Source organism: Mycolicibacterium sp. HS_4_1, from assembly GCF_054515875.1.
In genome coordinates this window covers 646,762-671,733 of the sequence record NZ_CM137261.1, presented here as the reverse complement: position 1 = coordinate 671,733, position 24,972 = coordinate 646,762, and the positions used below count along the sequence as shown (strand labels likewise).

General features: G+C 67.4%; 27 protein-coding genes, 1 pseudogene and 1 riboswitch. Of the genes and pseudogenes, 13 read left to right on the top strand and 15 right to left on the bottom strand.

Annotation, left to right across the window (positions count from 1 at the left end; all coding sequences use genetic code 11):
- Positions 1 to 68: 68 nt before the first annotated feature.
- Complete coding sequence (locus ACX12F_RS03125) at positions 69 to 1,094, bottom strand: glutathione S-transferase family protein (protein WP_459368242.1); 1,026 nt, start codon at positions 1,092 to 1,094, stop codon at positions 69 to 71.
- An 83-nt stretch (positions 1,095 to 1,177) separates the two neighbouring features.
- Positions 1,178 to 1,588: a cold-shock protein gene (locus ACX12F_RS03120; protein ID WP_073697818.1), complete on the bottom strand. Its 411-nt coding sequence runs from the start codon at positions 1,586 to 1,588 to the stop codon at positions 1,178 to 1,180.
- A gap of 149 nt (positions 1,589 to 1,737) precedes the next feature.
- Here ACX12F_RS03120 and ACX12F_RS03115 point away from each other — a divergent pair, with 149 nt between their 5' ends.
- The 4 genes from ACX12F_RS03115 to ACX12F_RS03100 all read left to right on the top strand — a co-directional run bounded on the left by ACX12F_RS03115 (position 1,738) and on the right by ACX12F_RS03100 (position 4,996).
- On the top strand, positions 1,738 to 2,142 hold the full coding sequence (locus tag ACX12F_RS03115; RefSeq protein WP_459368241.1) for a YccF domain-containing protein: 405 nt from the start codon (positions 1,738 to 1,740) through the stop codon (positions 2,140 to 2,142).
- Positions 2,143 to 3,204 (top strand): GTP 3',8-cyclase MoaA, encoded by a 1,062-nt coding sequence (gene moaA / locus ACX12F_RS03110; protein ID WP_459368240.1) that lies wholly within the window; start codon positions 2,143 to 2,145, stop codon positions 3,202 to 3,204.
- 11 nt (positions 3,205 to 3,215) lie between these two features.
- Positions 3,216 to 3,464 (top strand): MoaD/ThiS family protein, encoded by a 249-nt coding sequence (locus ACX12F_RS03105; RefSeq protein WP_459368239.1) that lies wholly within the window; start codon positions 3,216 to 3,218, stop codon positions 3,462 to 3,464.
- A 240-nt stretch (positions 3,465 to 3,704) separates the two neighbouring features.
- Positions 3,705 to 3,872: riboswitch (cyclic di-AMP (ydaO/yuaA leader) on the top strand.
- An 8-nt stretch (positions 3,873 to 3,880) separates the two neighbouring features.
- Positions 3,881 to 4,996: a transglycosylase family protein gene (locus ACX12F_RS03100; RefSeq protein WP_459368238.1), complete on the top strand. Its 1,116-nt coding sequence runs from the start codon at positions 3,881 to 3,883 to the stop codon at positions 4,994 to 4,996.
- Positions 4,997 to 5,126: 130 nt separating this feature from the next.
- Here ACX12F_RS03100 and ACX12F_RS03095 read toward each other — a convergent pair whose 3' ends face one another.
- From ACX12F_RS03095 to ACX12F_RS03080, 4 genes are read right to left on the bottom strand one after another with little or no spacing between them, the layout of a single operon-like run.
- Entirely contained in the window at positions 5,127 to 5,549 is a 423-nt protein-coding gene (locus ACX12F_RS03095) for a molybdenum cofactor biosynthesis protein MoaE (RefSeq protein ID WP_459368237.1), read from the bottom strand.
- Complete coding sequence (locus ACX12F_RS03090; protein WP_459368236.1) at positions 5,546 to 6,058, bottom strand: MogA/MoaB family molybdenum cofactor biosynthesis protein; 513 nt, start codon at positions 6,056 to 6,058, stop codon at positions 5,546 to 5,548. The genes ACX12F_RS03095 and ACX12F_RS03090 overlap by 4 nt, the downstream gene beginning before the upstream one ends.
- 31 nt (positions 6,059 to 6,089) lie before the next feature.
- Complete coding sequence (gene moaC, locus ACX12F_RS03085) at positions 6,090 to 6,521, bottom strand: cyclic pyranopterin monophosphate synthase MoaC (protein WP_459370226.1); 432 nt, start codon at positions 6,519 to 6,521, stop codon at positions 6,090 to 6,092.
- A gap of 41 nt (positions 6,522 to 6,562) precedes the next feature.
- Entirely contained in the window at positions 6,563 to 6,748 is a 186-nt protein-coding gene (locus ACX12F_RS03080) for a hypothetical protein (RefSeq protein ID WP_142239794.1), read from the bottom strand.
- Positions 6,749 to 6,813: 65 nt separating this feature from the next.
- Between ACX12F_RS03080 and ACX12F_RS03075 the strand changes: the two genes are divergently transcribed.
- A complete protein-coding gene (locus ACX12F_RS03075; RefSeq protein ID WP_459368235.1) occupies positions 6,814 to 9,051 on the top strand; it encodes a helicase-associated domain-containing protein in 2,238 nt (745 codons plus the stop codon).
- Positions 9,052 to 9,178: 127 nt separating this feature from the next.
- Positions 9,179 to 10,828: a DNA repair helicase XPB gene (locus ACX12F_RS03070; RefSeq protein ID WP_459368234.1), complete on the top strand. Its 1,650-nt coding sequence runs from the start codon at positions 9,179 to 9,181 to the stop codon at positions 10,826 to 10,828.
- Positions 10,829 to 10,869: 41 nt separating this feature from the next.
- Here ACX12F_RS03070 and ACX12F_RS03065 read toward each other — a convergent pair whose 3' ends face one another.
- The 5 genes from ACX12F_RS03065 to ACX12F_RS03045 all read right to left on the bottom strand — a co-directional run bounded on the left by ACX12F_RS03065 (position 10,870) and on the right by ACX12F_RS03045 (position 16,160).
- Positions 10,870 to 11,208 carry a cupin domain-containing protein gene (locus ACX12F_RS03065; RefSeq protein ID WP_459368233.1) on the bottom strand — a complete coding sequence of 113 codons (339 nt, stop codon included), beginning with the start codon at positions 11,206 to 11,208 and terminating at the stop codon, positions 10,870 to 10,872.
- 47 nt (positions 11,209 to 11,255) lie between these two features.
- Positions 11,256 to 11,642: a hypothetical protein gene (locus ACX12F_RS03060; protein ID WP_459368232.1), complete on the bottom strand. Its 387-nt coding sequence runs from the start codon at positions 11,640 to 11,642 to the stop codon at positions 11,256 to 11,258.
- 103 nt (positions 11,643 to 11,745) lie between these two features.
- The gene (locus ACX12F_RS03055) at positions 11,746 to 13,893 is read right to left on the bottom strand and encodes a hypothetical protein (protein ID WP_459368231.1); all 2,148 of its coding nucleotides are present in this window, start codon (positions 13,891 to 13,893) and stop codon (positions 11,746 to 11,748) included.
- 330 nt (positions 13,894 to 14,223) lie between these two features.
- Positions 14,224 to 15,121, bottom strand: a protein-coding gene (locus tag ACX12F_RS03050) for an IS5 family transposase (protein WP_459366735.1) whose coding sequence is annotated in 2 segments (ribosomal slippage) — positions 14,224 to 14,776 and positions 14,775 to 15,121 — 900 coding nt in all. Because the reading frame shifts where the segments join, the coding sequence is not laid out codon by codon here.
- Positions 15,122 to 15,167: 46 nt separating this feature from the next.
- Positions 15,168 to 16,160, bottom strand: a complete 993-nt coding sequence (locus ACX12F_RS03045) for an LLM class F420-dependent oxidoreductase (RefSeq protein ID WP_459368230.1) — start codon at positions 16,158 to 16,160, stop codon at positions 15,168 to 15,170.
- A 96-nt stretch (positions 16,161 to 16,256) separates the two neighbouring features.
- On the opposite strand from ACX12F_RS03045, the gene ACX12F_RS03040 reads away from it, so the two are divergent.
- Both ACX12F_RS03040 and ACX12F_RS03035 read left to right on the top strand, forming a co-directional pair.
- Positions 16,257 to 16,562, top strand: a complete 306-nt coding sequence (locus ACX12F_RS03040; protein ID WP_459368229.1) for a type VII secretion target — start codon at positions 16,257 to 16,259, stop codon at positions 16,560 to 16,562.
- A gap of 168 nt (positions 16,563 to 16,730) precedes the next feature.
- Positions 16,731 to 17,441 carry an MgtC/SapB family protein gene (locus ACX12F_RS03035; RefSeq protein WP_459370225.1) on the top strand — a complete coding sequence of 237 codons (711 nt, stop codon included), beginning with the start codon at positions 16,731 to 16,733 and terminating at the stop codon, positions 17,439 to 17,441.
- A 13-nt stretch (positions 17,442 to 17,454) separates the two neighbouring features.
- Here the strand turns inward: ACX12F_RS03035 and ACX12F_RS03030 are convergent, their stop codons facing one another.
- From ACX12F_RS03030 to ACX12F_RS03020, 3 genes and pseudogenes are all read right to left on the bottom strand, one after another.
- Entirely contained in the window at positions 17,455 to 18,675 is a 1,221-nt protein-coding gene (locus tag ACX12F_RS03030; RefSeq protein ID WP_459368228.1) for a DUF7373 family lipoprotein, read from the bottom strand.
- A gap of 3 nt (positions 18,676 to 18,678) precedes the next feature.
- Positions 18,679 to 19,695, bottom strand: a complete 1,017-nt coding sequence (locus ACX12F_RS03025; protein ID WP_459368227.1) for a VWA domain-containing protein — start codon at positions 19,693 to 19,695, stop codon at positions 18,679 to 18,681.
- A 112-nt stretch (positions 19,696 to 19,807) separates the two neighbouring features.
- Positions 19,808 to 19,969 (bottom strand): annotated as a pseudogene (locus ACX12F_RS03020) (TetR/AcrR family transcriptional regulator); the annotation flags it as partial.
- A 3-nt stretch (positions 19,970 to 19,972) separates the two neighbouring features.
- Between ACX12F_RS03020 and ACX12F_RS03015 the strand changes: the two are divergent.
- Genes ACX12F_RS03015 through ACX12F_RS02995 form a run of 5 tightly spaced genes read left to right on the top strand, consistent with a single transcriptional unit; the run spans position 19,973 to position 22,745 of the window.
- The gene (locus ACX12F_RS03015; protein WP_459368226.1) at positions 19,973 to 20,719 is read left to right on the top strand and encodes a Rossmann-fold NAD(P)-binding domain-containing protein; all 747 of its coding nucleotides are present in this window, start codon (positions 19,973 to 19,975) and stop codon (positions 20,717 to 20,719) included.
- A 59-nt stretch (positions 20,720 to 20,778) separates the two neighbouring features.
- Complete coding sequence (locus tag ACX12F_RS03010) at positions 20,779 to 21,204, top strand: pyridoxamine 5'-phosphate oxidase family protein (protein WP_459368225.1); 426 nt, start codon at positions 20,779 to 20,781, stop codon at positions 21,202 to 21,204.
- Between the two features lie 4 nt (positions 21,205 to 21,208).
- Positions 21,209 to 21,820 carry a class I SAM-dependent methyltransferase gene (locus ACX12F_RS03005; protein WP_459368224.1) on the top strand — a complete coding sequence of 204 codons (612 nt, stop codon included), beginning with the start codon at positions 21,209 to 21,211 and terminating at the stop codon, positions 21,818 to 21,820.
- A 57-nt stretch (positions 21,821 to 21,877) separates the two neighbouring features.
- Positions 21,878 to 22,300, top strand: coding sequence for a PPOX class F420-dependent oxidoreductase (locus ACX12F_RS03000; protein ID WP_459368223.1), 423 nt, complete (start codon positions 21,878 to 21,880; stop codon positions 22,298 to 22,300).
- A 7-nt stretch (positions 22,301 to 22,307) separates the two neighbouring features.
- A complete protein-coding gene (locus ACX12F_RS02995) occupies positions 22,308 to 22,745 on the top strand; it encodes a TIGR03618 family F420-dependent PPOX class oxidoreductase (protein ID WP_459368222.1) in 438 nt (145 codons plus the stop codon).
- Between the two features lie 71 nt (positions 22,746 to 22,816).
- On the opposite strand, the gene ACX12F_RS02990 is transcribed toward ACX12F_RS02995, so the two are convergent.
- Positions 22,817 to 24,964 carry a 3-hydroxyacyl-CoA dehydrogenase NAD-binding domain-containing protein gene (locus ACX12F_RS02990; protein WP_459368221.1) on the bottom strand — a complete coding sequence of 716 codons (2,148 nt, stop codon included), beginning with the start codon at positions 24,962 to 24,964 and terminating at the stop codon, positions 22,817 to 22,819.
- Positions 24,965 to 24,972 lie beyond the last annotated feature (8 nt).

The following is a 24,972-nucleotide window of genomic DNA, read 5'->3' as shown; positions in this document are numbered from 1 at the left end:
CGCGAATGGCCACTTGTTGCACGGATTTTCGCGATTTCCGTGTCACAGGTGGCCACTCGGCGTGGGGGTCAGGCGCCGTGGCCGGCCGGCACCCGCTCGCCCGCACGGACCGGACCGGGTGGCGTGCCGTCACCGAAAGGCCTGCCGCCCAACGCCTCCCGGCCGTGCGGCAGGAGCCAGCCGGCGAGCTCGGGGCCCTTCGGCACGATCTGCGTCGGATTGATGTCCGCGTGCACGATGTAGTAGTGCTGCTTGATTTGTACGAAGTCGACGGTGTCGCCGAAACCGGGCGTCTGGAACAGGTCCCGGGCATACGCCCACAGCACCGGCATCTCGGAGAGCTTGGACCGGTTGCATTTGAAATGCCCGTGGTAGACGGGGTCGAACCGAGCCAGCGTCGTAAACAGCCGCACGTCGGCCTCGGTGATGGTGTCTCCCACGAGATACCTTTGGCCGCTGAGCCTTTCGGTCAACCAGTCCAACGCAGTGAACAGTCGGTCGTACGCGGCGTCGTACGCCTCCTGTGACCCGGCGAAGCCGCAGCGATAAACCCCGTTGTTGATCTCGGTATAGACGCGCTGCGCAACCTCGTCGATCTCGGCGCGCAGATACTCCGGATACAACTGCGGCGCACCGTCGCGGTGGTAGGCAGTCCATTCGGTGGACAGGTCCAGCGTCAGCTGCGGGAAGTCGTTGGTCACGACCGCACCGGTGGGCACGTCGACGATCGCCGGCACCGTGATGCCCTTGGGGTAGTTCGGGTCACGCTTGAAGTACGCGTCCTGCAGGCGCGGAATCTTCAGCACCGGGTCGACGCCACCGGGGTCCAGATCGAACGTCCAGCTGCGCTGGTCGTGCGTCGGACCACAAAAGCCAATGGAGAGAACGTCTTCCAGGCCCAGGAGTCGGCGAACGATGATGGCGCGGTTGGCCCACGGACAGGCCCTGGCGACGATCAACCGGTACCGGCCCGGTTCGACGGGAAAATCGCCACCCGCCTCCGGACCATCTGCTCCGCGCGTGCGCGAAGTTATCCGGGTGCTGATGTAGTTCGTGTCGCGGGTGAATTCAGAACCTGAGTTGACGTAGGACACGACCCCAGTCTGCTCGCCCGACGTTGGCTTGTGTGCGTGAAATCAATCGATTTTCGAACACAAGCCGACGTTCGGCGCGGCGATCAGGCGTCGAGCTCGCGCGCGACGGCCTTGACCACCTCGGACACCTTGCGGGCGGTCTTGCGGTCGGGGTAACGGCCCCGGCGCAGCTCGGACTGCACGACGTCCTCGAGGAGGGTGATCATGTCCGACACCATGCCGTGCAGCTCGTCGGGCGTGTGCTTGTGCTCGGGAGCCGACGCCTCGCGACGGGTGCGCGACAGGCTCGGCGGCGGGTCGATCAGCTTGAGGCTCAGAGCCTGCGGACCACGGCGGCCGGCGGCGACGCCGAACTCGACGCGCTGACCGGCCTTGAGACCTTCAACGCCGGCGGGCAGCGCCGAAGACCGGACGTAGACGTCCTCGCCCTCTTCCTGTGAGAGGAAGCCGAAGCCCTTCTCCGTGTCGTACCACTTAACCCGGCCGCTTGGCACTGGTCTCACCTGCTCGTTCTCAACATACGGTTACATAACGAAAGCGCCCCACCTCCGCAGGACGCGTTGGCGTTGATTCTACTCGGCCACCTCAGATCGCAGCATCCCCATTACTCGGTAGGCTGAAGGTTCTATTTATAGGAGGTGACATGCGCCTGGTCCTGAACATCATCTGGCTGGTTTTCGGTGGGTTCTGGCTGGCGCTTGGCTACTTCCTCGCCGCCCTGATCTGCTTCATTCTCATCGTCACCATCCCGTTCGGCGTCGCCGCGGCCCGCATTGGCGTGTACGCGCTGTGGCCGTTCGGCCAGACGGTGGTCGACAAGCCCGGTCCGCGTCCCGGTGCGTTGGTCGGCAACGTGATCTGGCTGGTGTTGTGCGGCTGGTGGTTGGTGCTCGGCCACATCGCCACCGCCATCGCCCAGGCCATCACCATCGTGGGCATCCCGCTGGCCCTGGCCAACCTCAAGCTGATCCCGGTGTCGCTGCTGCCCCTCGGCAAGCAGATCGTCCCGGTCGATCAGACACACCCTGCTCCGGCCTGGCAGAGATAGATGACGCTCACGCCTCTCGGCCTGCCCACCGTCGTCCGGCCCGTCGGCGCGGCGCCCGCGTCCGGACCTCTGATCGACACATATGGCCGAGTGGCGGCCGACCTGCGCGTCTCCCTGACCGACCGCTGCAACCTGCGCTGCACCTACTGCATGCCGGCCGAGGGCCTGGACTGGCTGCCAGGTGCCGACCTTTTGACGCTCGACGAGCTGACGCGGCTGATCGGGGTGGCCGTGACCCGTCTGGGCATCACCGGCATCCGGTTCACCGGCGGTGAGCCGCTGCTGTCACCCCATCTGGAGGACGTCGTCGCGGCGGCGGCCGCGCTACAACCGCGGCCGGCCATCGCCGTAACCACCAACGGCGTCGGACTGGCCAAACGTGCGTCGGCACTGAAGAAAGCCGGGCTGAATCGCGTCAACGTCTCGCTGGACACGTTGGACCCGGACCGGTTCGCGGCCATCACCCGGCGCCGCCGGCTTCCCGAGGTGCTGGACGGCCTGGCCGCCGCGAAGGATGCCGGTCTGAGCCCCGTCAAGGTCAACGCGGTGCTCGACCCGGAAACGGGCCTGGACGACGCCCCGGCGCTGTTGCATTTCTGCCTCGAGCATGGCTACCAGCTGCGCATCATCGAGCAGATGCCACTGGATGCGGGGCACCATTGGCAGCGCGGTTCGGTCCTGCAGGCCGACCAGATTCTGGCGGCCCTCCGCCGGGAATTCACCTTGCGCCCGGACCCGGCACCGCGGGGTTCGGCGCCGGCCGAGCTCTGGCAGGTGCACGACGATGGGACGGTGCTGGGCACCGTCGGCGTCATCGCGTCGGTCTCCGCGGCGTTCTGCGGCACGTGTGACCGCACCCGGTTGACGGCCGACGGCCAAGTGCGCAGCTGTCTGTTCTCGCAGCAGGAGACGGACTTACGGGCGTTGCTGCGACGCGGCGCCGACGACGATGCGCTGGAAGCCGCCTGGCGGGCCGCGATGTGGGCCAAGCCGGCGGGCCACGGAATAAATGATCCGGGTTTCGTCCAGCCGGCCCGCCCGATGAGTGCGATCGGCGGCTGACATTGACCGAAATGCTGGTGACGGTGCGCTATTTCGCCGCCGCGAAGGCCGCAACCGGGATCGAGACCGAAACGTTGCAGCTCAATGAGGGCGTAACCGTCCGCGATCTGGTGCACTCCATTGGTACGCGTGGGGCAGATGTGGCAAAAGTGCTCTCACGCTGCTCGTTTCTGCGCGACGGCGTCGCCGTGCGCGATCTGGACACCGCCCTCGCTACGGCTGAGACGATCGATGTCCTTCCCCCCTTCGCCGGCGGCTAACTGTGAAATGCCTCACATAACGAAACAGTAACGACCTGGCTGAAGCCAGCCTGACCGGCATTGATACCTGCAAAAACGCCGAAACAGCCAGCGGCTTTAAAGTCCTCTCATAATTTGCTGGAGGCCGAAACGCCGAAAATCGGCCGAGGTGACGGAACCCACCCGACCCGATACCGTCATCTCTCAAGCCAGAGCAACCCTTTGGCACCCGCACTTGAAACGCCTAGCTCCATCCATCAAGTGCGGCCGACGACAAACCCGTGGATGGAGGCGGGGGACCCAACCGGTCCACCGAAGAAATCAGGACCAGGAGCCTCGGCTCCTTGGGGTGAAGCCTGCTTTGCAGGCCGGGCAACCTCTCCAGCCCGAACCCGACAGCTGACCTCGCAGGCGTTGACGAGAGGACTGCTTTTTCTATGAGTGGACGCCACCGTAAACCGACCACGTCCAGCGTCTCTGTCGCCAAGATCGCCTTCACCGGCGCGGTCCTGGGTGGCGGCAGCATCGCCCTCGCAGCTCAGGCCTCCGCCGCCACCGACGGCGAATGGGACCAGGTAGCCCGCTGCGAATCCGGCGGCAACTGGGCCATCAACACCGGCAACGGCTACCAGGGCGGGCTGCAGTTCTCGCCCAGCACCTGGAGCGCCCACGGCGGTGGCGAGTACGCCCCGGCCGCGAACATGGCCAGCAAGGAAGCACAGATCGCTGTCGCGGAGCGCGTCCTGGCCAGCCAGGGCCGCGGTGCCTGGCCGGTGTGCGGACACGGCCTCTCCGGCTCCACCCCGCGCAATGCGGTGAATACCCCGGTCAAGGCTCCCGCCCCCACGATCGACAACACCGAGCTCAACGCCCCGGCCGATCCGGCTCCGGTGCAAGACGCCGCCGCTCCGCTGGACGCACCGGCACCGGCTCCTGACGCCCCGACCATCGTCAACGTCGCCAACGACGTCCCCGCTCCCGAGGCGCCGGCCCTGGACGTACCCGAAGCCCCCGCTCCCGCCCCCGAGGCTCCTGCCCCGGCTCCGGATGCCCCCGTCGTCGACGCACCCGCCCCGGATGCCCCCGCCCCGGCCCCGGCGCCCGTGATCCAGGCCGCCAACTGGGACACCAACCAGGCTCCCGCCGACAACGGCGCCTGGGCGCTGCACGCCAAGCAGGACCTGCCGGCCGACCCGGCCCCGGTCGTCGACGCGCCGGCTCCGGCGGCTGACGCCCCAGCCCCGGCTCCGGCCCCGGCTGCCCCCGCCGCGCTGCAGACCCCGCCGGACGGCACGCCGCACCTCGCCAGCCCCGCCAACCTGCCCCCTGGTTCGACCATGGAGCCGACCGATACCGGCGAGAGCTCCAACATGAGCTATCTCAGGGAGCTGTGGCACGCGGTGCAGAACAAGGACATCTCCGGCCGCGACGCCCTGCTCGCTGTCGCCTCGACGCGGACCGGCACGCCGGGCGGCGACATGCAGGCTCCGCCGAACGCTCCGGCGCCCGGCCCGGCCCCGGCTGCCGACATCGCGCCGGCTCCGGCCAACTAGTACGTATGAAGAAAAGCGCCTCGGTCATCGACCGGGGCGCTTTTCTTTGCGGTTGACCCTGATTCCAGGGCGCAGAAGTTCGAGTAGCCCGTGCCACCATCACAGGCTCAACACAAAACCTCGGCGGACGTCAGGCGGAGCCGACCCACTCGTCGGTGCCGTCGGTGAAGAACTGGTGCTTCCACACCGGCAGCCGCTCCTTGACGGTGTCGACCAGGAGCGCGCAAGTCCGGAAGGCCGCGGCGCGGTGATCGGCCGATACCGCCGCGACGAGGGCGGCGTCCCCGATGTTGAGCACGCCGATCCGGTGGCTGACGGCGATGGCTCGCACGCCTTCGGAGGCGGCTGCGACGTCGGCAGCAACCTCGGCCAGTACCTCAGCGGCCGACGGGTGCGCCGAGTACTCCAGTCGGGTCACCCCACGGCCGCCGTCGTGGTTGCGCACGACGCCCGCGAAGCTCACGACCGCTCCCGCGGCGCTGTGGTCGACCAGGGCCTCGTGGGAGGCGACATCGATCGACGATTCACTGAGGTCGGCACGCAGCACGATCACCCGGCATGGTCCTTTCCACTGAGCTGGTCCAGCGCATGGTCCAGCACCCCGGCCAGCACTCCCAGCCCGTCCTTCACTCCTCCGGATGACCCCGGCAGGTTGACGATCAAGGTCCGGCCGGCCACGCCACACACGCCACGCGACAGCACCGAAGTGGGGACGTGGGGCAGGCCGGATTGGCGGATCGCGTCGGCCAGCCCCGGGATCTGGTAGTCCAAGACCTCGAGGGTGGCCTGCGGGGTGGCGTCGGTCGGCGATATGCCGGTGCCACCTGACGTAAGGACGACATCCACGTCGTCAGCGATGGCCCGGCGCAGTTCGACCCCTACCGGCGTCCCATCGGTGACGACGACTGGCGCGGGCACGTCGAATCCGCGCTCGGCGAGCCAAGCGACGATCAACGGGCCGGTGCGGTCCTCGTAGACACCGGCGGCGGCGCGGGTGGAGGCGATGACGACGCGGGCGGTGCGGCCCACGTTGGCTGTCTGTTTCTTCGCGCAGGCGCTCATCAGTTCCGTCTGTTCTTCGCGCAGGCGCTCATCACCGCTCCCAGAGTCCGGTCTTGCCGCCCTCCTTGCGCAGCACGCGGATGTCGTCGATGCGCGCGGCCGGGTCGACGGCCTTGATCATGTCGTACAGCGTCAGCGCGGCGACACTGACGGCGGTGAGCGCTTCCATCTCGACGCCGGTGCGGTCGGTGGTGCGCACGGTCGCGGTGATGCCGATATCGGCACCGCCGGCGCCAGCCTCGAACGCGACCTCGACCTTGGTCAGCGCCAGCTGGTGGCACAGCGGGATCAGGTCACTGGTGCGCTTGGCGGCCATGATGCCGGCCACGCGAGCGGTCGCGAGGGCGTCACCCTTGGGTAGGCCGCCGCTGGTGATGAGGTCGACGACGTCGGCGCGGGTGCGCAGGACGCCCGCCGCGAGGGCGGTGCGCCGCGTGGCGTCCTTGGCGGACACGTCCACCATGTGGGCCGCACCCGATTCGTCCAGGTGCGAGAGCTCCACGGCTATTTGTTGACGACGGTGACCGGGTGCGTGTACGGCAGCGTCTCGGCCGGCAGCGGGAACTCCAATTCGCCGAACGGCGACAGCGCGCCGGTACGGTCCGTTGCCAGCTCACTCACGGCGTGGTCGTCACCGGACACCTCAGGCCAGCCGTTGTCGACGTACTGGTTCTTCTTCTTCTCAGCCACGGAGACATTGTGGCAGGCGCTGCGGCCGCTGGCGAGGCCGGGAGGCTGCTTTACGCTGGTCAGCAATGATCGACGATTCCCCGGGTGTGCCGTTGGGCTCCTGGCTGGCCGACATGTCGGATGCGCAGCTGGTGCAGCTGCTGCGCGCCCGCCCCGACCTTACCCAGCCGCCACCGGCAACCCTGTCAGCGCTGGCGGCCCGGGCGCAGTCCCGGCAATCGGTCAAAGCCGCGACCGACGATCTCGACTTTCTACAGCTGGCGGTGCTGGATGCCCTGCTGACGCTGCAGGCCACCTCCATCGCCGTGCCGACCGGCGCGCTGTTCAAACTGCTGGCCGGCCGCGCCACCAAGAAGATCGTCACCTCGGCGCTCGATGAGCTGCGGACCCGCGGCCTGGTGTGGGGCGGCGACTCGGTGCGAGTGGTGTCGGAGGCGGCGTCGGTGCTGCCCTGGTATCCGGGGCAGGTCACGGTCGAAGACCCGGACGGCGACGGCATCGCCGAGAAATTGGCCGGCATCGACACAGCACAGCGGGAGCTGCTGGAGCGACTGGCCGACGGGTCACCGATAGGCCGAACCAAGGACGCGGCACCCGGTACGCCCGCCGACCGCCCGGTGCCGCAGTTGATCGCGATGGGCCTGCTGCGCCGCATCGACGACGAGACGGTGATCCTGCCGCGGCTGGTCGCCCACGTGCTGCGGGGCCAGCCGCCGGGGCCGGCGACGTTGACGCCGCCGGTGCCGTCGACGCCGGTTCTGGCGGAGGCCGACGTCGACGCGGCGGCCGCCGGCTCAGCCATCGACGTGCTGCGGGAAGTTGAGCTGGTCCTCGAAACCCTTTCGGCGACACCGGTTCCCGAGCTACGTAGCGGCGGTCTCGGCGTCCGCGACGCCAAGCGGCTGACCAAGGTCACCGGTATCGACGAGCAGCGGCTGTCGCTGATCCTGGAACTTTGCGCGTCGGCCACGCTGATCGCGTCGGGCATCCCGGACTCCGACGACTACGACGACGGCCCGTACTGGGCACCGACCGTGGCCGCCGACCGGTTCATCGAATCGAGCGCCGCCACACGCTGGCATCTGCTGGCCACCACCTGGCTGGACCTGCCGTGCCGGCCCGGCCTGGTCGGCAAGCGCGGCCCGGACGGCAAACCCTATGCCGCCCTGACCAATGCGCTGTATTCGTCGGCCGCGCCGCTGGACCGCCGACTCCTGCTGACGGTGCTCGCCGAGCTGCCACCGGGTAGCACCATGGACACCGCCACCGCTTCGGCGGCGATGCTGTGGCGCCGGCCGCGCTGGACCGCCCGGCTGCAACCGGAGCCCACCGACGAATTGCTCACCGAGGCACATGCTTTGGGCATGGTCGGCCGCGGCGCCATCGCCGGGCCCATCCGGCTGCTGCTGGCGGGCGCGCCCGAAGAAGAGGTCACTGCCGCGATGGCGGCGGCCCTGCCCGACCCGATCGATCATTTCCTGCTGCAGGCCGACCTGACGGTCGTCGTCCCCGGGCCGCTGGAACGCGACCTCGCCGACCAGCTGGCGGCCGTCGCGGACATCGAATCCGCGGGCGCGGCAACGGTTTACCGCATCAGCGAGCAGTCGATCCGGCGCGCCCTGGACACCGGCCGGACCGCCAGCGAGATCCACACCCTGTTCGCCCGGCACTCCAAAACACCTGTGCCGCAGGGACTCACCTACCTGATCGACGACGTGGCCCGCCGGCACGGGCAGTTGCGGGTCGGCATGGCATCGTCGTTCATCCGATGCGAGGACCCGGCCCTGCTGGCGCAGGCCCTGGCCTCCCCCACGCTCGAGCAGCTGAGCCTGCGGGCGCTGGCCCCGACTGTCGCGGTGTCCCCCGCCCCGATCGCCGACGTGCTCGCGGGCCTGCGCACCGCGGGCTTCGCCCCGGCCGCCGAGGACTGGTCGGGCACCATCGTCGACTTGCGCCCGCTCGGGGCGCGGGTGTCCACGCCCATTCACCGTCGCACCTTCCGGCACCCCCAGCCGCCGAACGAGAAGACGCTCGGTGCGATCGTCGCCGTCCTGCGCCAGACCGGCCGCGGCGGCAACGGGGAGCGGCTGGACCCGGCGGCCGCCATCTCGTTGCTGACCGACGCCGCGCTGACCCAGTCATCGGTGGTGATCGGCTACGTCGACGCCGCGGGAGTGGCCACCCAGCGCGTGGTGTCGCCGGTGAACGTGCGCGGCGGCCAGCTGACCGCCTACGACCCGGCCGCCGGACGGGTCCGCGAGTTCGCCATCCACCGGGTGACCTCGGTCGTCGCGCCGGAATAGGGAGTTCCGGGGCCGCGTTTCCTCCACGAGCTGGAGGTACCTCCCGCTTGCGGTGGAAATGGACCGCTCGACTGCGTCTGGATAATGGACCGGATGGCCTGCGAGCAAGTAATGGAGTGGATGGCGCATGACTGACGGACCCCTGATCGTCCAGTCGGACAAGACGGTGCTGCTCGAGGTCGACCACGAGCGGGCCGGGGCGGCGCGGGCGGCGATCGCACCGTTCGCCGAACTGGAGCGTGCGCCCGAGCACGTGCACACCTACCGGATCACGCCGCTGGCGCTGTGGAACGCGCGCGCCGCGGGCCACGATGCCGAGCAGGTGGTCGACGCGCTGGTGTCGCACTCGCGCTACGCGGTGCCGCAGCCGCTGCTGGTCGACATCGTCGACACCATGGGCCGGTACGGGCGGCTGCAGCTGGTCAAGCATCCCGCGCACGGGCTCACGCTGGTGAGCCTGGACCGCGCGGTGCTCGCCGAAGTGCTGCGGAACAAGAAGATCACCCCGATGCTCGGCGCCCAGATCGACGACGACACCGTCATCGTCCACCCGTCTGAGCGCGGCCGCGTCAAGCAGATGCTGCTGAAGATCGGTTGGCCCGCAGAGGATTTGGCCGGCTACGTCAACGGTGAGGCACACCCGATCACGCTGGAGCAGGACAGCTGGAAGCTGCGCGACTACCAGGAGCTGGCCGCGGACTCATTCTGGGCCGGCGGGTCGGGCGTCGTGGTGCTCCCCTGCGGCGCGGGCAAGACGATGGTCGGCGCGGCAGCCATGGCCAAGGCCGGGGCCACGACTCTGATCCTTGTCACCAACACCGTCGCCGGCCGGCAGTGGAAACGCGAGCTGATCGCGCGCACCTCACTGACCGAAGAAGAGATCGGTGAATACTCCGGCGAGCGCAAGGAGATCCGGCCCGTCACCATCGCGACGTACCAGGTCATCACCCGCCGCACCAAGGGCGAGTACAAGCACCTGGAACTGTTCGACAGCCGCGACTGGGGCCTGATCATCTACGACGAGGTGCACCTGCTGCCCGCGCCGGTGTTCCGGATGACGGCCGACCTGCAGTCCCGCCGGCGACTCGGCTTGACCGCCACCCTGATTCGCGAAGACGGCCGCGAGGGCGACGTGTTCTCACTGATCGGGCCGAAGCGGTACGACGCCCCGTGGAAGGACATCGAGGCACAGGGTTGGATCGCGCCGGCCGAGTGCGTCGAGGTCCGGGTCACCATGACCGAGAACGAGCGCATGACGTACGCGACCGCCGAGCCCGAGGAGCGCTACAAGCTCTGCTCGACGGCGCACACCAAGATCGCGGTGGTGAAGTCGATCCTGGCCCGGCATCCCGATGAGCCGACCCTGGTGATCGGCGCCTACCTGGATCAGCTGGAAGAACTCGGCCAGGAGCTGGACGCCCCGGTGATCCAGGGCTCCACCAAGAACGCCGAACGCGAGGCGCTGTTCGACCAGTTCCGGTCGGGTGAGATCCGCACGCTGGTGGTGTCGAAGGTGGCCAACTTCTCCATCGACCTTCCGGAAGCCTCTGTGGCCGTTCAGGTTTCGGGGACGTTCGGGTCGCGGCAGGAGGAGGCTCAGCGCCTGGGTCGGCTGCTGCGCCCCAAGGCCGATGGCGGCGGCGCGGTGTTCTACTCGGTGGTCTCGCGCGACAGCCTCGACGCCGAGTACGCCGCACACCGGCAGCGCTTTCTCGCCGAGCAGGGCTACGGCTACATCATCAAAGATGCCGACGACCTGCTAGGACCCGCTATTTAGCATCACCGCGCTCGCAGAGCGCGCGATGACGTTCATTCCGCCTAACGCGCCGGCTGTTTGACGACCGTCAGCAGCACCACCGAGTCGGCGAGCGCCTTCAGGCTGTGCCGGCTGGACGGGATGATGATGTGGTCGCCGGCCATCCCGTCCCAGCTGGCCTGTTCGGCGACGAGCCGCACCCGGCCCTGCAGCACCTGAAGGGTGGCCTCGCCGGGGCTCTCGTGTTCGGCCAACTCGTTGCCGTCGGCGAGCGCGATCAGCGTCTGCCGCAACGCGTGCTCGTGGCCGCCGAAGACCGTGTGTGCGCTGCGCCCGCCGTTGCCGTTCTTCGCGGCGTCCAGATGCTGACGGGCCAGGGCGGTCAAAGAGATCTTCTCCATGCTCTGACTATCCGCCTCAGCACAGCCCGTGGCGACCCTTTGGCGGTTTAAATCACGCGCAGCGAATCCCCCTCATTGGGGAAACGCCGAGCCAGTGCGTCGAGCATCCGCTGCACCTCCAGGAGCCGCCGACGCAGCGCCAGCAGCGCGTCGGACGGCCGCCCCGAACCCGGTTCCCCGGTGCTCTGCCCACGTCGGGATCGACGCTCCAACAACGTCATCTGATCTTCCAGATCGGCAACCTCGTCCAGTAGCAGCGCCGTGAACAGGCGCGATTGCGCGAGGTCGGCGCGGTGCGCGGGCCGGGGCCGGGTATCGACCCGCGACCGGCCGCTCACGACACCGGGGCGCACCGTGCGCCGGGTGGCAGTGGCATGTGAGGGGATCGGCACCGGAACGGCTCGGCGTCCGGTTTCGCGCGTCGTCGGCAACATGGCGCAATGATCACCGAGGTTGCACCTTTGCGCTACCAGCCGTTCATCTTCCCGACCGGGACCAGACACCTGGCAGTAACGGCCGGAGCCGAGCCCCGCCGCGCTACACGACGACGTAAGTCGAGTCGATCACCTGATTGTTGACGAGGAGCTTCACCCACACGAACAGGGTGCCGACTGTATCGAGGCCACCGGTCCGGTGCGCGTAGTCGCCTTGCCCCGCAGGCAGTCCGCTCGGTGACGGGATGTGGACATAATCCAAGATGTGCGGAGCGGTAAACGAGTTCGTGTGGTCGAGCACGTACCAGTCGACCGCAAAAGGCGGCGACGTCGCACTGCCGCTGTTGAGCACCTCGATGAACATGTCCATCTCGACGCCCCGCGGAAATCCGGGTGGGACGCTCGCTACCGGTGGCACGAGATGTAGATCCCCTATCGGAGGCAATTTGGTTTGGAAGTCGAACGTGTTCGACGTCGCCTGCCCGCCACTGTTGACCGCAGTGACTTGCCACTGATATGTCGTCGCCTCATTGAGCGGCGGGGGCGTGTAACTGGTCGTCGTCACGGTCTGGCTGACAACTGAACCGGGCATGGCCTGGATATGGAACGAATCGGCACTCTGGGGCGTTCCGGCGGCTGGGTCCTTCCAGACGAACGTCGGCTGCAAACCAACGTTATGCGCGCCATTTGGCGGCTGCAGCAGAATCGGCGCCACCGGGTACCTCTTCGTGACGGTGACCGGCGGCGTGGGATCCCCGTGCTGACCGCACATGGTCTGCGTACAGGACAACTGTTGACCCACTTGCAACGTCGCCGACAGCGGGACAGGCGTGGCTTCGAGGTTACCAACCGAAATCGCCGAGCCCAGCCATTGATTTCCGGCGGTGTAGACGTCGATGAGCGCGCCGGCAGCTTTCGAATCAACGAAGCAGTAGTTGTAACCGGCGTCGACGGGCTGCACAAAACTAGGTTGCGGAACCGGACCGGGATACACGGGGAAGGGACCGTATTTCATCCAATTGCCGCCACACCCTTGAAGATTGACAGTGACCTGCTCCCCTGCAATCAACGCGGGACTGACCGGAATCAGCGCAGCGATCTGGCCCTTACCGATCATGTTGTAGTAACCGCTGATGTGTTGGCCATTTTGATTGGTCATGAACACCAGAAAATTGCCAGGAATCGACTGCACCTCGACATAGACATACGCTGCACACGCATAGAGGTCGCTCACCTGGAGGCTGTCCGGCGATTGCGGCTGGCTGGCGACCTTCGATTTTGCCGACGGCCCCTTCTTACCGCCGCACAATTCCATGTGTGCTTCAAGCGTTGCCCCCGCCGACAGCGGTGGCGTGGTGAACGTGTAGGTGACGTCCGGGGCATCGGTTTCTCCGAGCTGCTGACCGTTCTCCGAGATCACTACCCGAACGCCAGGGATCAAATTGCCGAGAGCCACATGGGTGGTGCCGGGACAGGCAGTCGCGAGAAAGGTAGGCGCGTTGAGTTTGCCGACCGATTGCACGACGGCCGACGCGAACCCCGATGCCGTTTCCAACGGCGGGCCGGGTTCTTTGCAGCTAAAACCTTGCCGCACCCTGATCACGTCATTGATGACCAGCGGATTGATCCAGATAGGGCCTTGCGAAAGAGCGTAAGGCACAGTTTCTTCAGGCGTGGCGCTGTTGTTCCGGTATACCTCGACATAGGCGCCATCCACAACGCCTGCGAGGGACAGGCTGTTCTGACACTCGATCAGTGGTTGCTGAATTTGCGGCGGCAACAACGGCACCGGCGCAGCGGTCGCCGGGGGTGTCACCTGCGACGCCGTCACGCCGTTGCAGGCGTCCTGCCGGAGCGTCAGGCTTTGCCCGACGAACACTGTCGGGTCGTAGACGATATCGACGTTGCCATTGGCTGAAATCGCTGACCCTGCAGCCTGATTGCCTACGAGCGCTTGCACATTCGCTCCCGGCAGCGCGCCGGTGGCCCAGACCGCCCGACCGCAGCCGTGCAGATGGGTCTGCAAGGTCAGCGCGCTCAACTGCGACGGGACGCCCTGCACGACAACCGGGAGGCTGGCCGGGCTGGAGTCTCCATTGAATGTCTGACGCGCAGTAACCGTCTGATTGGCCTGCAATGCAACGCCCACGGGATAGGCACTATCGGAGACGGTCGAGACATGCGAACCCACAGCGTTGCCATTGACGATGATCTCGATAGTGGCTCCAGCGATATTGCCGCGAACTTCCACTGTTGTACTGCAAGCGCTGAGCGGTCCGACTACTTCTGGCGCAAATAGGCTCATTTCCGTTCGCTCCTCAGAGATTGCCCCCGGGCACGGTTTCAAGCATTTCCTCGCACTGGCCTGGACGCTACGGGTACCGCACGCGGCAATATCAGAAATAGCGCAATTCACAGCAACCATTACGATTGCCGTGAAATTCGTTAATGCAAGTAATCAAGATGCGGATACGCACATCACGAAATCGGGAGCCGGCCGCCCGAGACCACCCCCAGAACTGCTCAACCCACACCGGCGGCCGCAGCGGCGGTGCGTCGACCAGAAACCCGTCCATGCCGGCTAGGGCGTGTCTGACAAATGGGGTAGCCACAGGGTGACCGCTCTCAGGACTGCTGCGGCGCGGTAGACGATGGCGAGCTTGTCGTAGCGGGTGGCCAGTCCGCGCCATTGCTTGACGTCATTGAAGTTGCGTTCAACGACGTTGCGGCCCTTGTAATCTTGGGCGTCGAAGGCCGGGGGCCGGCCGCCACGGCAGCCCCGTCGTTTCCGGTTGGCGACCTGATCGGAAGGTTCCGGGATCACCGCGCCGATCCGGCGTCGCCGCAGCAAGGTCCGGGTGGCTCGACTCGAATAGGCCTTGTCTGCGCGGACGCGATCGGGGCGGGTGCGGGGCCGTCCGCCGCCGGGGCGGTCGACTCGCAGATGGGCGAGCAAATGCTCGAACACCGGGCCATCGTGGGATTGACCGGCGCCCACGAGCACCACCAACGGCCGCCCGCGACCGTCGACCAGATGGTGAATCTTGCTGGTTAACCCACCGCGGGAGCGGCCAATACCGTGGTCAGGCGGCTCGATCGCCAGATTCGTGTAATTCGACCCAGCCCCCTGTGTCACGGGTGAGGTTCGTGGCGTGCTGATGCGCGCGAGCGATCGTGGAATCGACCGCCACCGCCCAATCGATCATCCCGGCCTCATCAGCGGCCGCCAGCAACCGGGCCAACACCGCATCCCAGGTACCGTCGGCGCTCATCCGCCGGTGCCACGTCCAGATCGACTGCCACGGACCGAACACCTGCGGCACGTCACGCCAGGCAATGCCACACCGGTACCGGTAGATGATGCCCTCAACCATCGACCGAGCATCCTGGAAAGGTCTGCCCCGCTTACCCGTTCGAACCGGAAGCAGATCCTCGATCAACGACCACTGGGCATCGGAGAGCAATTGGAACCGCGACATTCCTCAAGTCTCAGGCACCACACCTGAAACTTTTGTCAGACACGCCCTAGTCACTGAGCGCGGGGATGACCTCGCGCTCGAAGGCCTCGATGCTCGACCTGTCGTACGCGGCTTCCGGGAAGTAGATGATCGCGTACTCGCACCCCAAGTCCTTCATCTTCCGGAGCCGCTCCACAACCTGTTCCGCTGTGCCACAGTCCGACTCGGCCGACGACATGCTCGCCAGCATCGCATCGACGGCAGCCTCGTGCGCGACGGCGACCTGACGCTCCCGGATGCGCGCGATGCGGGCCGCGACGTCGGCCTCGGACTCCCCGATCACCACGTTGAAGTTCGCCGAGCGGACGATGCCGGCGTAGTCGGTACCGACTTCGCGGCAATGCTGTTGCAGCACTTCCGATTTGTGCGAGAAGCCGACGGGCTCGGACGTGAAGTTGGTGTACTGCGCGTACTTGGCGGCGATCTTCAGCGTCACCTTCTCACCGCCACCCGCGATCCACAGCGGAATACCGTCCGCCTGCAACGGTTTCGGCTGCACGATGGCACCGTCAACCTGGTACTGCTTGCCGTCGAAGCTCACCACTCCGTCGCGCCACGCGGTGCGCATGATCTGCACGCCCTCATCGAGCCGCGCCAGCCGCACGCCGGCCGACGGAAAGCCGTAACCGTAAGCGCGCCACTCGTGTTCGTACCAGCCGCCGCCGATACCCATCTGCACCCGGCCGCCGGAGATGATGTCGGTGGTCGCGGCGACCTTCGCCAGATACGCGGGGTTGCGGTAGCTGATCGCGGTGCACATCTGGCCCAGCTTGATCCGCGACGTCGTCGCCGCGTAGGCCGCCATCAACGTCCACGCTTCATGCGTGGCCTCCGCGGTCGGCATCGGCACGGTGTGGAAGTGGTCGTAGACCCACAGCGAATCCCACGGGCCACCGTCGGCATACGCGGCGAGGTCACGCATCACCTGCCATTGATCCTGTGGGGCGATGCCCACCAGATCGAGTCGCCAACCTTGCGGGATGAACAGTCCGAAGCGCATGGTCCCGACTTTAGGACGGCCCGGGCGCAGGCGCGCTCGAACGTCGCCGTCAATCGGCGTCGGTCGCCACCGGGCACCGCACTTAGGCTGGAGAACATGGCACCAGAGTTGCGCGTCGAACCACAGGCCCTGACTGCCGCGGCGGGCACCATGACGTCGTGCGGTTCGGCCATCGGCGCTCTCACGCCGGGCGAGCCCCTGAATTCGGCCGCTGCGGGCATGCCCGGACTCGCCACCGGTGCCGCGTGCCAACGCGTGGGCCCGCAACTGAACACCGACTGCCAGAACATGGGCAAGGCAGTCACCGGGTTCGCCGACTCACTGCGCACCGCGGTGACCAAGTACCAGAGCACCGATGCCACGGCAGGCGCCGCCATCGGAAAGACCATGCCCGGCCACTGAACCGCCCGACCAGACGCGAAATCCGCCGTTCACCCACCGTTCGAACTGTGTCCCTACGATCCGCCCTTACCCACCGACGCTGCGGGTAAGGCAGGCGCAGCCGGTGTCGCAGCCGAGTCCGGGCAACCATTGCCCCGAGACGGGTGAAAACATCAGGAGCACAACATGATCGACACGCTCGAGATCGGCTTGCGGATCGGGGCCGGCCTGGCCCTGGGCGCCGCCATCGGCATGGAGCGGCAATGGCGTTCCCGTAATGCCGGGCTGCGCACGGCCGCGCTCGTCAGCCTCGGCTCGACCCTGTTCGTCGTCATGGGTGGGTACTCGTTCACCGGAGTGCATGCCGACCCGACCCGGGTGGCCGCCCAAGTGGCCTCCGGCATCGGCTTTCTCGGCGCCGGCGTCATCATGAAGCAGGGTGCCACCATCTCCGGTCTCAACACCGCGGCCACGCTCTGGGCTGCCGCGGCGGTCGGAGCGCTCGCCGGCGGAGGCATGCTGGTGCCCGCGGCGATCGGCGCGGGTGCCGTCATCGCGGCCAACGTCGTCCTGCGGCCCATCGGGCGCACCCTGGACCGCCATCAGGGCCCCGGCACCGAGAAGACGTCCGCCGAATACCGGTTCGAGGTGCGGTGCCCGACCAGCGCGGAGACCCGGATCCGCGGACTGGTGTTCGACGCCATCTCGCGCCCCAACCTCACGGTGCAGTCCATCGCCGCCACCGACCTGCCCGACGACCAGGGCGTCCGGATCGCCGCCACCGTCATCGCCGACGAACGCGACGACCACCAGATCGAAGCCGCCCTCGCCGATGTCATCAAGGCACCCGAGGTGACGGCCGTACGGTGGACCGCCGACGAGATGTCCCTGGCCGACTAGCGCATGAGGTCGGTTAGGGAGCCAGCAGCATCTTGTATTGCGCGGCCGTCTCCTGCCGTGCGCCGGTGTCACTCGCGTTGTGCACGGAGATGACGGAATTGTTCAGCGCGGCAAAGCAATAGAAGACCGAACCGTTGGTCATCGTCGGATCGACCTCGGATTGCACGCAGCGGCTTCCCCGCAGGAAGTCGACGGCATTCACCGGATGCGCCGCCACCTCGACGCGCGCGGTGAGGTCGGCAAGATCGTTCACGAGTTTGGCCGCTGCCGCCGCATCGCGCACCTGGTAGACGGTGGTGTGGTTGTAGGTCATCGAGTGCAGTCCCGCTGCCGCGAAAAGCGGCGCGGTGTCGACGGGATCATCCTGGAACTGCAGCGCGGCCCGCGGTAGATAGGTACCGGCCTTGGCGCTGAGCGGGCGAGTGCTCGGCGGGTCCGGGTAGGTGGGCGGCGACATCGTGTGCGACAGCAGGCCGGTCGGATCCATGGCGAGGGATGCGAACTGCGCCGGATCGGTCGGTACGAACTGATCGATCCGCGGCACCTGCGCGTCCAGCGTCGCGGCAATCGCCGCCACGGCACTGTCCTGCTGTGGCGCGTAGACGAGCTGGCCCAGCACGTACTGGCCGTGCGGGGTGAACGAGTACATCGTCACCGGCTGATCGGGGCTGACGCTCGCGGTGTAGCTGTACGTGGTCGCCCGGGCCTCGGGATGTCCGGGGATGGGTACCGGGTGATCCACCGCCGGCGCCAGCCCCGCAACCGCGGCGGCCAGGTCAGCGGCGGCCGCGGCGGCCGCAGCCGCGTCGGGGAAGCGCAGGACGGCGTTCATCAACCGCCACTGCTCGGGGTCCAGCCGATCGGATGCAAAGCCATAGAGCAGGTGGTGCGCCTTCACTGTGTCGGCCACCCCGGCCGGTATGACCGTGCCGAGTGCCGCGGCATCGGTGATGACGACGGCCCGTGACAGCCCCGGTACCACCATCTGCGGATCGACCTCCCAGGGACCGACGACGTTGTCCGCCATCCGGCGGGCGTCGATCTGGGCACCGATCAGCGGCGCTCCCGCCAGACCCAGCGGCGCCGTGGGCGTCACCGGGAAGTTACCGCTACCAAGGAGATTCACATCGACCGCGGCGGGTGCGTGAGCGCCTTCGGCCGTCCCCGCCTCGGTGCTGGCGCAGCCTGCCACCACCAGCGTCGCCAGCGCCACCAGTACCAACCGCGGGGGCATGGGTCAGCCCGGCACGCGGTTGTTGATCTTCAGCCCCGCGAACAGCGCCAGGACCAGCACGAAGAACCCGACCCGGGTCCAGCTGCCGCTGGCGTCGCCGCGGATGGTCTGGTAGCCGATCTGCGCCTGCAGGTTGGCGTAGACACGGGTCAGCTGGTCGAGGGTCTCGGCCCGGAATGTCTCGCCGCCGGTTATTTTGGCGATCTTCTGCATTGTGACGTCGTCGGTCGGGACGGGCACTTCCTGGCCCTCGTAGGTGATGACGCCCGACGGGGTACCGAACGAGATGGTCGAGATCACGACGCCCTGGTCCTTGGCCGCCCGCGCCGCGGTAAACGCACCGCGGGGGTCGTTCGGGTCGGCCGGCACCGTCTCTTTTCCGTCCGACATCAACACGATGTGGGCCGGCGGCGGGCCGTCCCCGCCTCCCATGACGGCATCCAGGGTGGCGATGGCCTGCAATGCCGTGAAGATGCCCTCGCCGGTCGCGGTACGCGGTGCCGGTTCCAGCGAGTCGATGGTGCGCGCCACGACGTCATGGTCGCTGGTCGGTGCCACCAGCATCGTTGCGCTGGAGGAGAATTCGACCAGTCCGACGCTGATGCCGTTGGTCAGGCCGTTGACGAACGTTTTGCCTGCGCTCTTCGCCGCTTCGATACGGCTGGGTTTGACGTCGGTGGCGATCATCGATTCGGAGACGTCGATGACGAGCATGACGACGGCGCGGTTCCGCGGAATGCGGATGTCGTGCGTCGGCCCGGCCATGGCGGTGGTGAGCAGCAGCAGCGCGACCACGAGCAGGACGGCCGGCACGTGGCGCCACCGGGACTGCGTCTTCGGGCGGGCCGCGACGACCTGCTCCAGCAGCTCGGTGTTGGCGAACCGCAGGACGCGCTTGCGGCGGGCCTTGCGTAGCAGTAGGTAGATGGCGACGGCCCCGACGACCGCGATCAGATACAGGAAGAACCAGGCACTGGAGAACCCGGACAGCGTCAGTGGCCCGACAAAGGGGATCTCCAACAGGCACTCTCCGTTGCGTTCGGCGTCGGTCCCTCAGACCGATATGGGGCAATCGTACCGACGCGAATGATTCTGGCACCGGATGCGGCTGGTTCCGGACGCCGTCAGCCCGTCAGTCCGACAGGCCGAGCGCCGCCATGGCGCCGTCCACGGTCGCCCGTTTCAACTGGTCCGCAGGAGCGTCTGGGAACTGCAGGCAGCAGTCCTGGAGACCGCCGAAGGCGATGACGGCGCGGGCGGACTGTTCGAGGGTGGGGCGACGCCCGAAGACGACCTGGTGATCGGTGCCGACGGCCTGCACTCCGGGGTCCGGCAGCTGACCTTCGGTGACCAGGCCCGGGAAGTGTTTCTCGGCGGCTATCTGGCGGTGGTGTCGGTGCCGAAAATGCTTGCGCCCAAAGGTGAAATGAGCGGGTATCTGGCGCCGCGGAAGATCGCCATGGTGTACAGCGCCGACCACCTCGAGGATGCCCGGGCGGTGTTCATGTTCCGGACCGACCAGCCGCTGGACTACCACCACCGCGATATCGCCGCTCAGCAGCGCCACTTGAGGAAGGCGTTCGAGGGCGTGAGTCCCGAAGTCGACCACTGGCTGGGAGAACTGGACACCACCCCCGCGTTCTACTTCGACGCGATCACCCAGCTGGAGATGAGCACCTGGTCGCGGGGGCGGGTCACGCTGATCGGTGATGCCGGGTACTGCCCCGGCCCGGGGGTCGGCGGCAGCACCAGCCTGGCGGTCTACGGCGCGTACGTTCTGGCGCACGCCTTGACGGCAGCCCGCGGCGATCACCCCGCCGCATTCGCCGCCTGTGAGCGCACCATGGCCGCGCCGGTGGCCGGCAGCCGCGCCATGGCGCGGGTCAACGCCAAGACCATCGTGCCCGGAACCAATTGGGGCGCAAGGGCGCTGCTCGGCGTCGCGCGCACGCTGTCGGTCTTGCCCAGCGGCCTCACGCAGCGGCTGGCCCGGCTCAACTCGAACGGCGTCCGGCTGTACGACACCATGCCGCTGCCGGACTGACGTCTTCCGGTGTGGCCGAAGCCGCTGCGATGTCACCCGTTTTCGCTACGTTGGGTTACATGGCCCTTTCCAAGGATGAACGCGAAGAATTTCTGGCCGAACCACACATCGGGGCACTGTCGGTCCACGCCGGCGCAGACCGCGGCCCCCTGACGGTGCCGATCTGGTACTCGTACACGCCCGGCGGCAAGCTGTGGCTGCTGACCGGGCTCGGCTCTCGCAAGCACAAGTTGATCGAGGCGGCGGGGCACCTGTCGCTGATGGCCGAGCGCCTGGAGCCCACTGTCCGCTACGTCGCCGTCGACGGTCCGGTGCTCAGCATCGAGACGGGCACCGATGAACAGCTGGTCGAGATGGCCGAACGGTACCTCGGCGAGGAGAAGGCCCCGGCCTACCTCGAGATGGCCCGGCGCGAGCACGGCCCCAGCGTGACAGTCACCGTCGACCCGAAGCACTGGCTGTCGGCCGACCTAGGGTCGCTGTGACGCCATGTCGTCCCGGCAGCGCTTATTCCGGTTCTTCTACCGGCTCGGCTTCACTCCGTGGGACGGGCATCCGCTGGCCACCAGCCTGCGTGAGCTCGTCGAGGGTGACGGAGCGCTGACACCGGGAACCGCGCTCGACATCGGTTGCGGCACCGGTGACAACGCGCTGTATCTGGCCGGGCTCGGCTGGGACGTGACCGGCGTCGACTACGTCGCGACGGCGGTCCAGAAGGCACGGGCCAAAGCCGCCGAGCGGGACGCTTCGGCCCCCGGCTCCGTGCGGTTCGACCAGGCCGACGCCACCCGGCTCACCGGCCAGGGCATCGGCGCGGACTTCGGGCTGATCATCGACAACGGCTGCCTGCACGGCATGAGCGCCAACGACCGCGACGCCTACGTGGGCGAGGTGACGGCGGTAGCGGCGCCGGATGCACGGCTGCTGATCGTCGCGTTCGTCCCGGGCGCCTTATTCGGGGTGCCCGGGATCGACCCGGCGGAGGTGCAGCGGCGGTTCGCGCTCGGGTGGACGCTACTGTCCAGCGGTGACGAGCCGGGCCTGAACCGCGGCGACAAGAACCCGGCGCGGTACTACCTGTTCGCCCGGCGGCGCACCTGACCGTTCGCGGTCAGCCTCCGGAGCCAAGCTGTCGGCGTCCGGGCGTAGCGTGGCCCCATGGGCGAACTTTCCGACGATGTGATCGCTTTTCTCTCCGAAGGCACACGCACCGCGGTGCTCGGCTGGGTAGCGGCCGACGGTCGGCCGCTGTCCGCACCCGTGTGGTTCGTGGTCGACGACGGTGCGCTGGTATTCAACACCGGCAAGGACACCGCCAAGGGGCGGGCGCTGGCCCGCGACCCACGGGTGGTGTTGTGCGTCGACGACACCACCCCGCCGTACGCATTCGTCCAAGTTCAGGGCATCGCGTCGATCAGTGAGGATCCCGACGAGCTGCTCGACATCGCCACCCGCACCGGCGGCCGCTACATGGGCGCCGACCGCGCCGAGGAATTCGGCAGGCGCAACGGCGTGCCGGGCGAACTCGTGGTCCGGGTCAAACCCACGAAAGTCATTGCCGCGTTTGACGTGGCGGATTGAGGAGATCATGGCCGACCTCTCCGCCTTCGCCGAGTTGTCCGCACGCGACCACGGGCTCTGCGTGCTGAACACCCTGCGCGGTGACGGCAGCATCCAGTCCTCGGTGGTCAATGCCGGGGTGATGCCACATCCGAGCACCGGTGAGCCGGTCGTCGCGCTCGTCGCCATCGGCGCCACCCGCAAGCTGCGCAATCTGCGCGCCGATCCCCGGACTTCCGTTGTCGCACATGCCGGTTGGCAGTGGCTGACGGTCGAGGGCACCGCCGAGGTCATCGGCGCGGACGACACTGATGCCGAGACCCTGCGGGTGTTGTTACGCAACGTCTTTACCGCCGCCGGTGGGACGCACGACGACTGGGACACCTACGACCGCGTCATGCGCGAAGAAGGTCGCGCCGCGGTGCTGATCTCACCGACTCGGGTGTACTCGAACCCTGCGCGATAACCCCCAGGAAACGCGAAAACCCCCAAACCCGTAGGGATTTGGGGGTTTTCGCGATTGTTTGCGCTAGCTGACTAGCTCTCCAGCGAAGCCGGCGGCAGGAAGCGGTCGCCGTACTTGGCGGCCAGTTCCTTGGCCCGGGCCACGAAGGCCGCCTTGCCGACGCCGAGCTCGCCCTGGTAGCCGACGATGAACTGCGCCGAACCACCGGTGTACGGCGGGAAGCCGATACCCATGATCGAGCCGATGTTCGCGTCAGCGGTCGAGGTCAGCACGCCCTCGTCGATGCACTTCTGGGTCTCGAGTGCCTCGGCGAACAGCATGCGGTCGATCATGTCCTGCAGCGGCAGTTCGGTCGAACCCGAGTTGAAGGCGTCCTTCAGACCCGGCCACAGCTGAGTGCGCTTGCCGTCGACGTACTCGTAGAAGCCCGCGCCCTTCAGGCGCGACGGGCGACCGAGTTCGATCATCTTCTCGACGACAGCCTCGGCCGGGTGCCCGACATAGGTGCCACCCTCGGCCTCGACGCCCTCCTTGGAAGCCACGGCGATCTTGTGCATGAGCTCCAGGTTGAGCTCATCCGAAAGCTGCAGCGGAGCCGCTGGGTAACCGGCCTGCGAACCAGCCTGCTCGATGGACGCGGGCGCGACGCCCTCGCCCAGCATGGCCAGCGCCTCGTTGACGAAGGTGCCGATCACGCGCGAGGTGAAGAAGCCACGGCTGTCGTTGACGACGATCGGGGTCTTCTTGATGGCGAGGGTGTAGTCGAAGACCCGGGCCAGCGCCTCGTCAGAGGTCTTCTCGCCCTTGATGATCTCCACCAGCGGCATCTTGTCGACAGGCGAGAAGAAGTGGATACCGATGAAGTCCTCCTGGCGCTTCACGCCGGTCGCCAGACCGGTGATGGGCAGCGTGGAGGTGTTCGAGCCGAGCAGCGCGTTGGGCTCGACGATGTCCTCGATCTCCTGGAACACCTTGTGCTTGAGTTCCTGGTTCTCGAACACGGCCTCGATGACGAAGTCGACGCCCTTGAGGTCGGCCGGGTCAGCGGTCGGCGTGATGCGGGCCAGCAGCGCGTCGGACTTCTCCTGAGTGGTCTTGCCACGCTCGAGGGCCTTGGCCTCGATCTTCTCGGAGTAGTTCTTGCCCTTGTCGGCGGCTTCCTGCGTGACGTCCTTGAGGACGACCTCGTAGCCGGCCTTGGCCGACACGTAGGCGATACCGGCGCCCATCATGCCCGCGCCCAGGACGCCGATCTTCTTGATGTCCTGCTTGGCGATGCCCTGCGGGCGCGATGCGCCGCCGTTGATGGCCTGCAGGTCCAGGAAGAACGCCTGGATCATGTTCTTCGCGGTCTGGCCGGTGACCAGGGTGGTGAAGTAGCGGCTCTCGATGCGCGACGCGGTGTCGAAGTCGACCTGCGCACCCTCGACGGCGGCATCCAGGATGGCGCGCGGCGCGGGCATCGGGGCACCCTTGAGCTGCTTCTTGAGCAGCGCCGGGAAGGACGGCAGGATGCCGGCCAGGCCCGGGCTCGACGGGGTGCCGCCGGGCATCTTGTAGCCCTTGACGTCCCACGGCTGGGTGTGGGCCTCGGGGTTGGCCTTGATCCACGCCTTGGCGGCGGGGACCAGTTCCTCGACGGTGTCGACGAGTTCGTCGACCAGGCCGGTGGCCTTGGCCTTGGCCGGGGTGAAGCGGGTGCCCTGGCTCAGGACCTCCATGAAGGCCTTCTGGATACCGAACATGCGTACGGTGCGGGCAACGCCGCCACCGCCCGGGAGCAGACCCAGGGTGACCTCGGGCAGACCGATCTGGCTGCCGCGAACGTCGGCCGCGATGCGGTGGTGGCACGCGAGCGCGATCTCCAGGCCACCGCCGAGGGCGGCGCCGTTGATGGCGGCGACGACGGGCTTGCCCAGGGTCTCCAGGGCGCGCAGGTCGGCCTTGATGGTTTCGACCATTTCGAAGGCTTCGGCCGCATCATCGGGGCCGATGTTCATCATGCCCTTGAGGTCACCGCCGGCGAAGAAGGTCTTCTTCGCGCTGGTGATGACGACACCGGTGATGGAGTCCTTCTCGGCAAGCAGGCTCTGCACCGCGTAGTGCATCGACTCCTTGTAGTGCTCGTTCATCACGTTGGCCGAACCGGTCGGGTCGTCCATGGTCAGGGTGACGATGCCGTCGGCATCCTTGTCCCACTGAATTGTCTTCTCAGCCATTGCTTTCA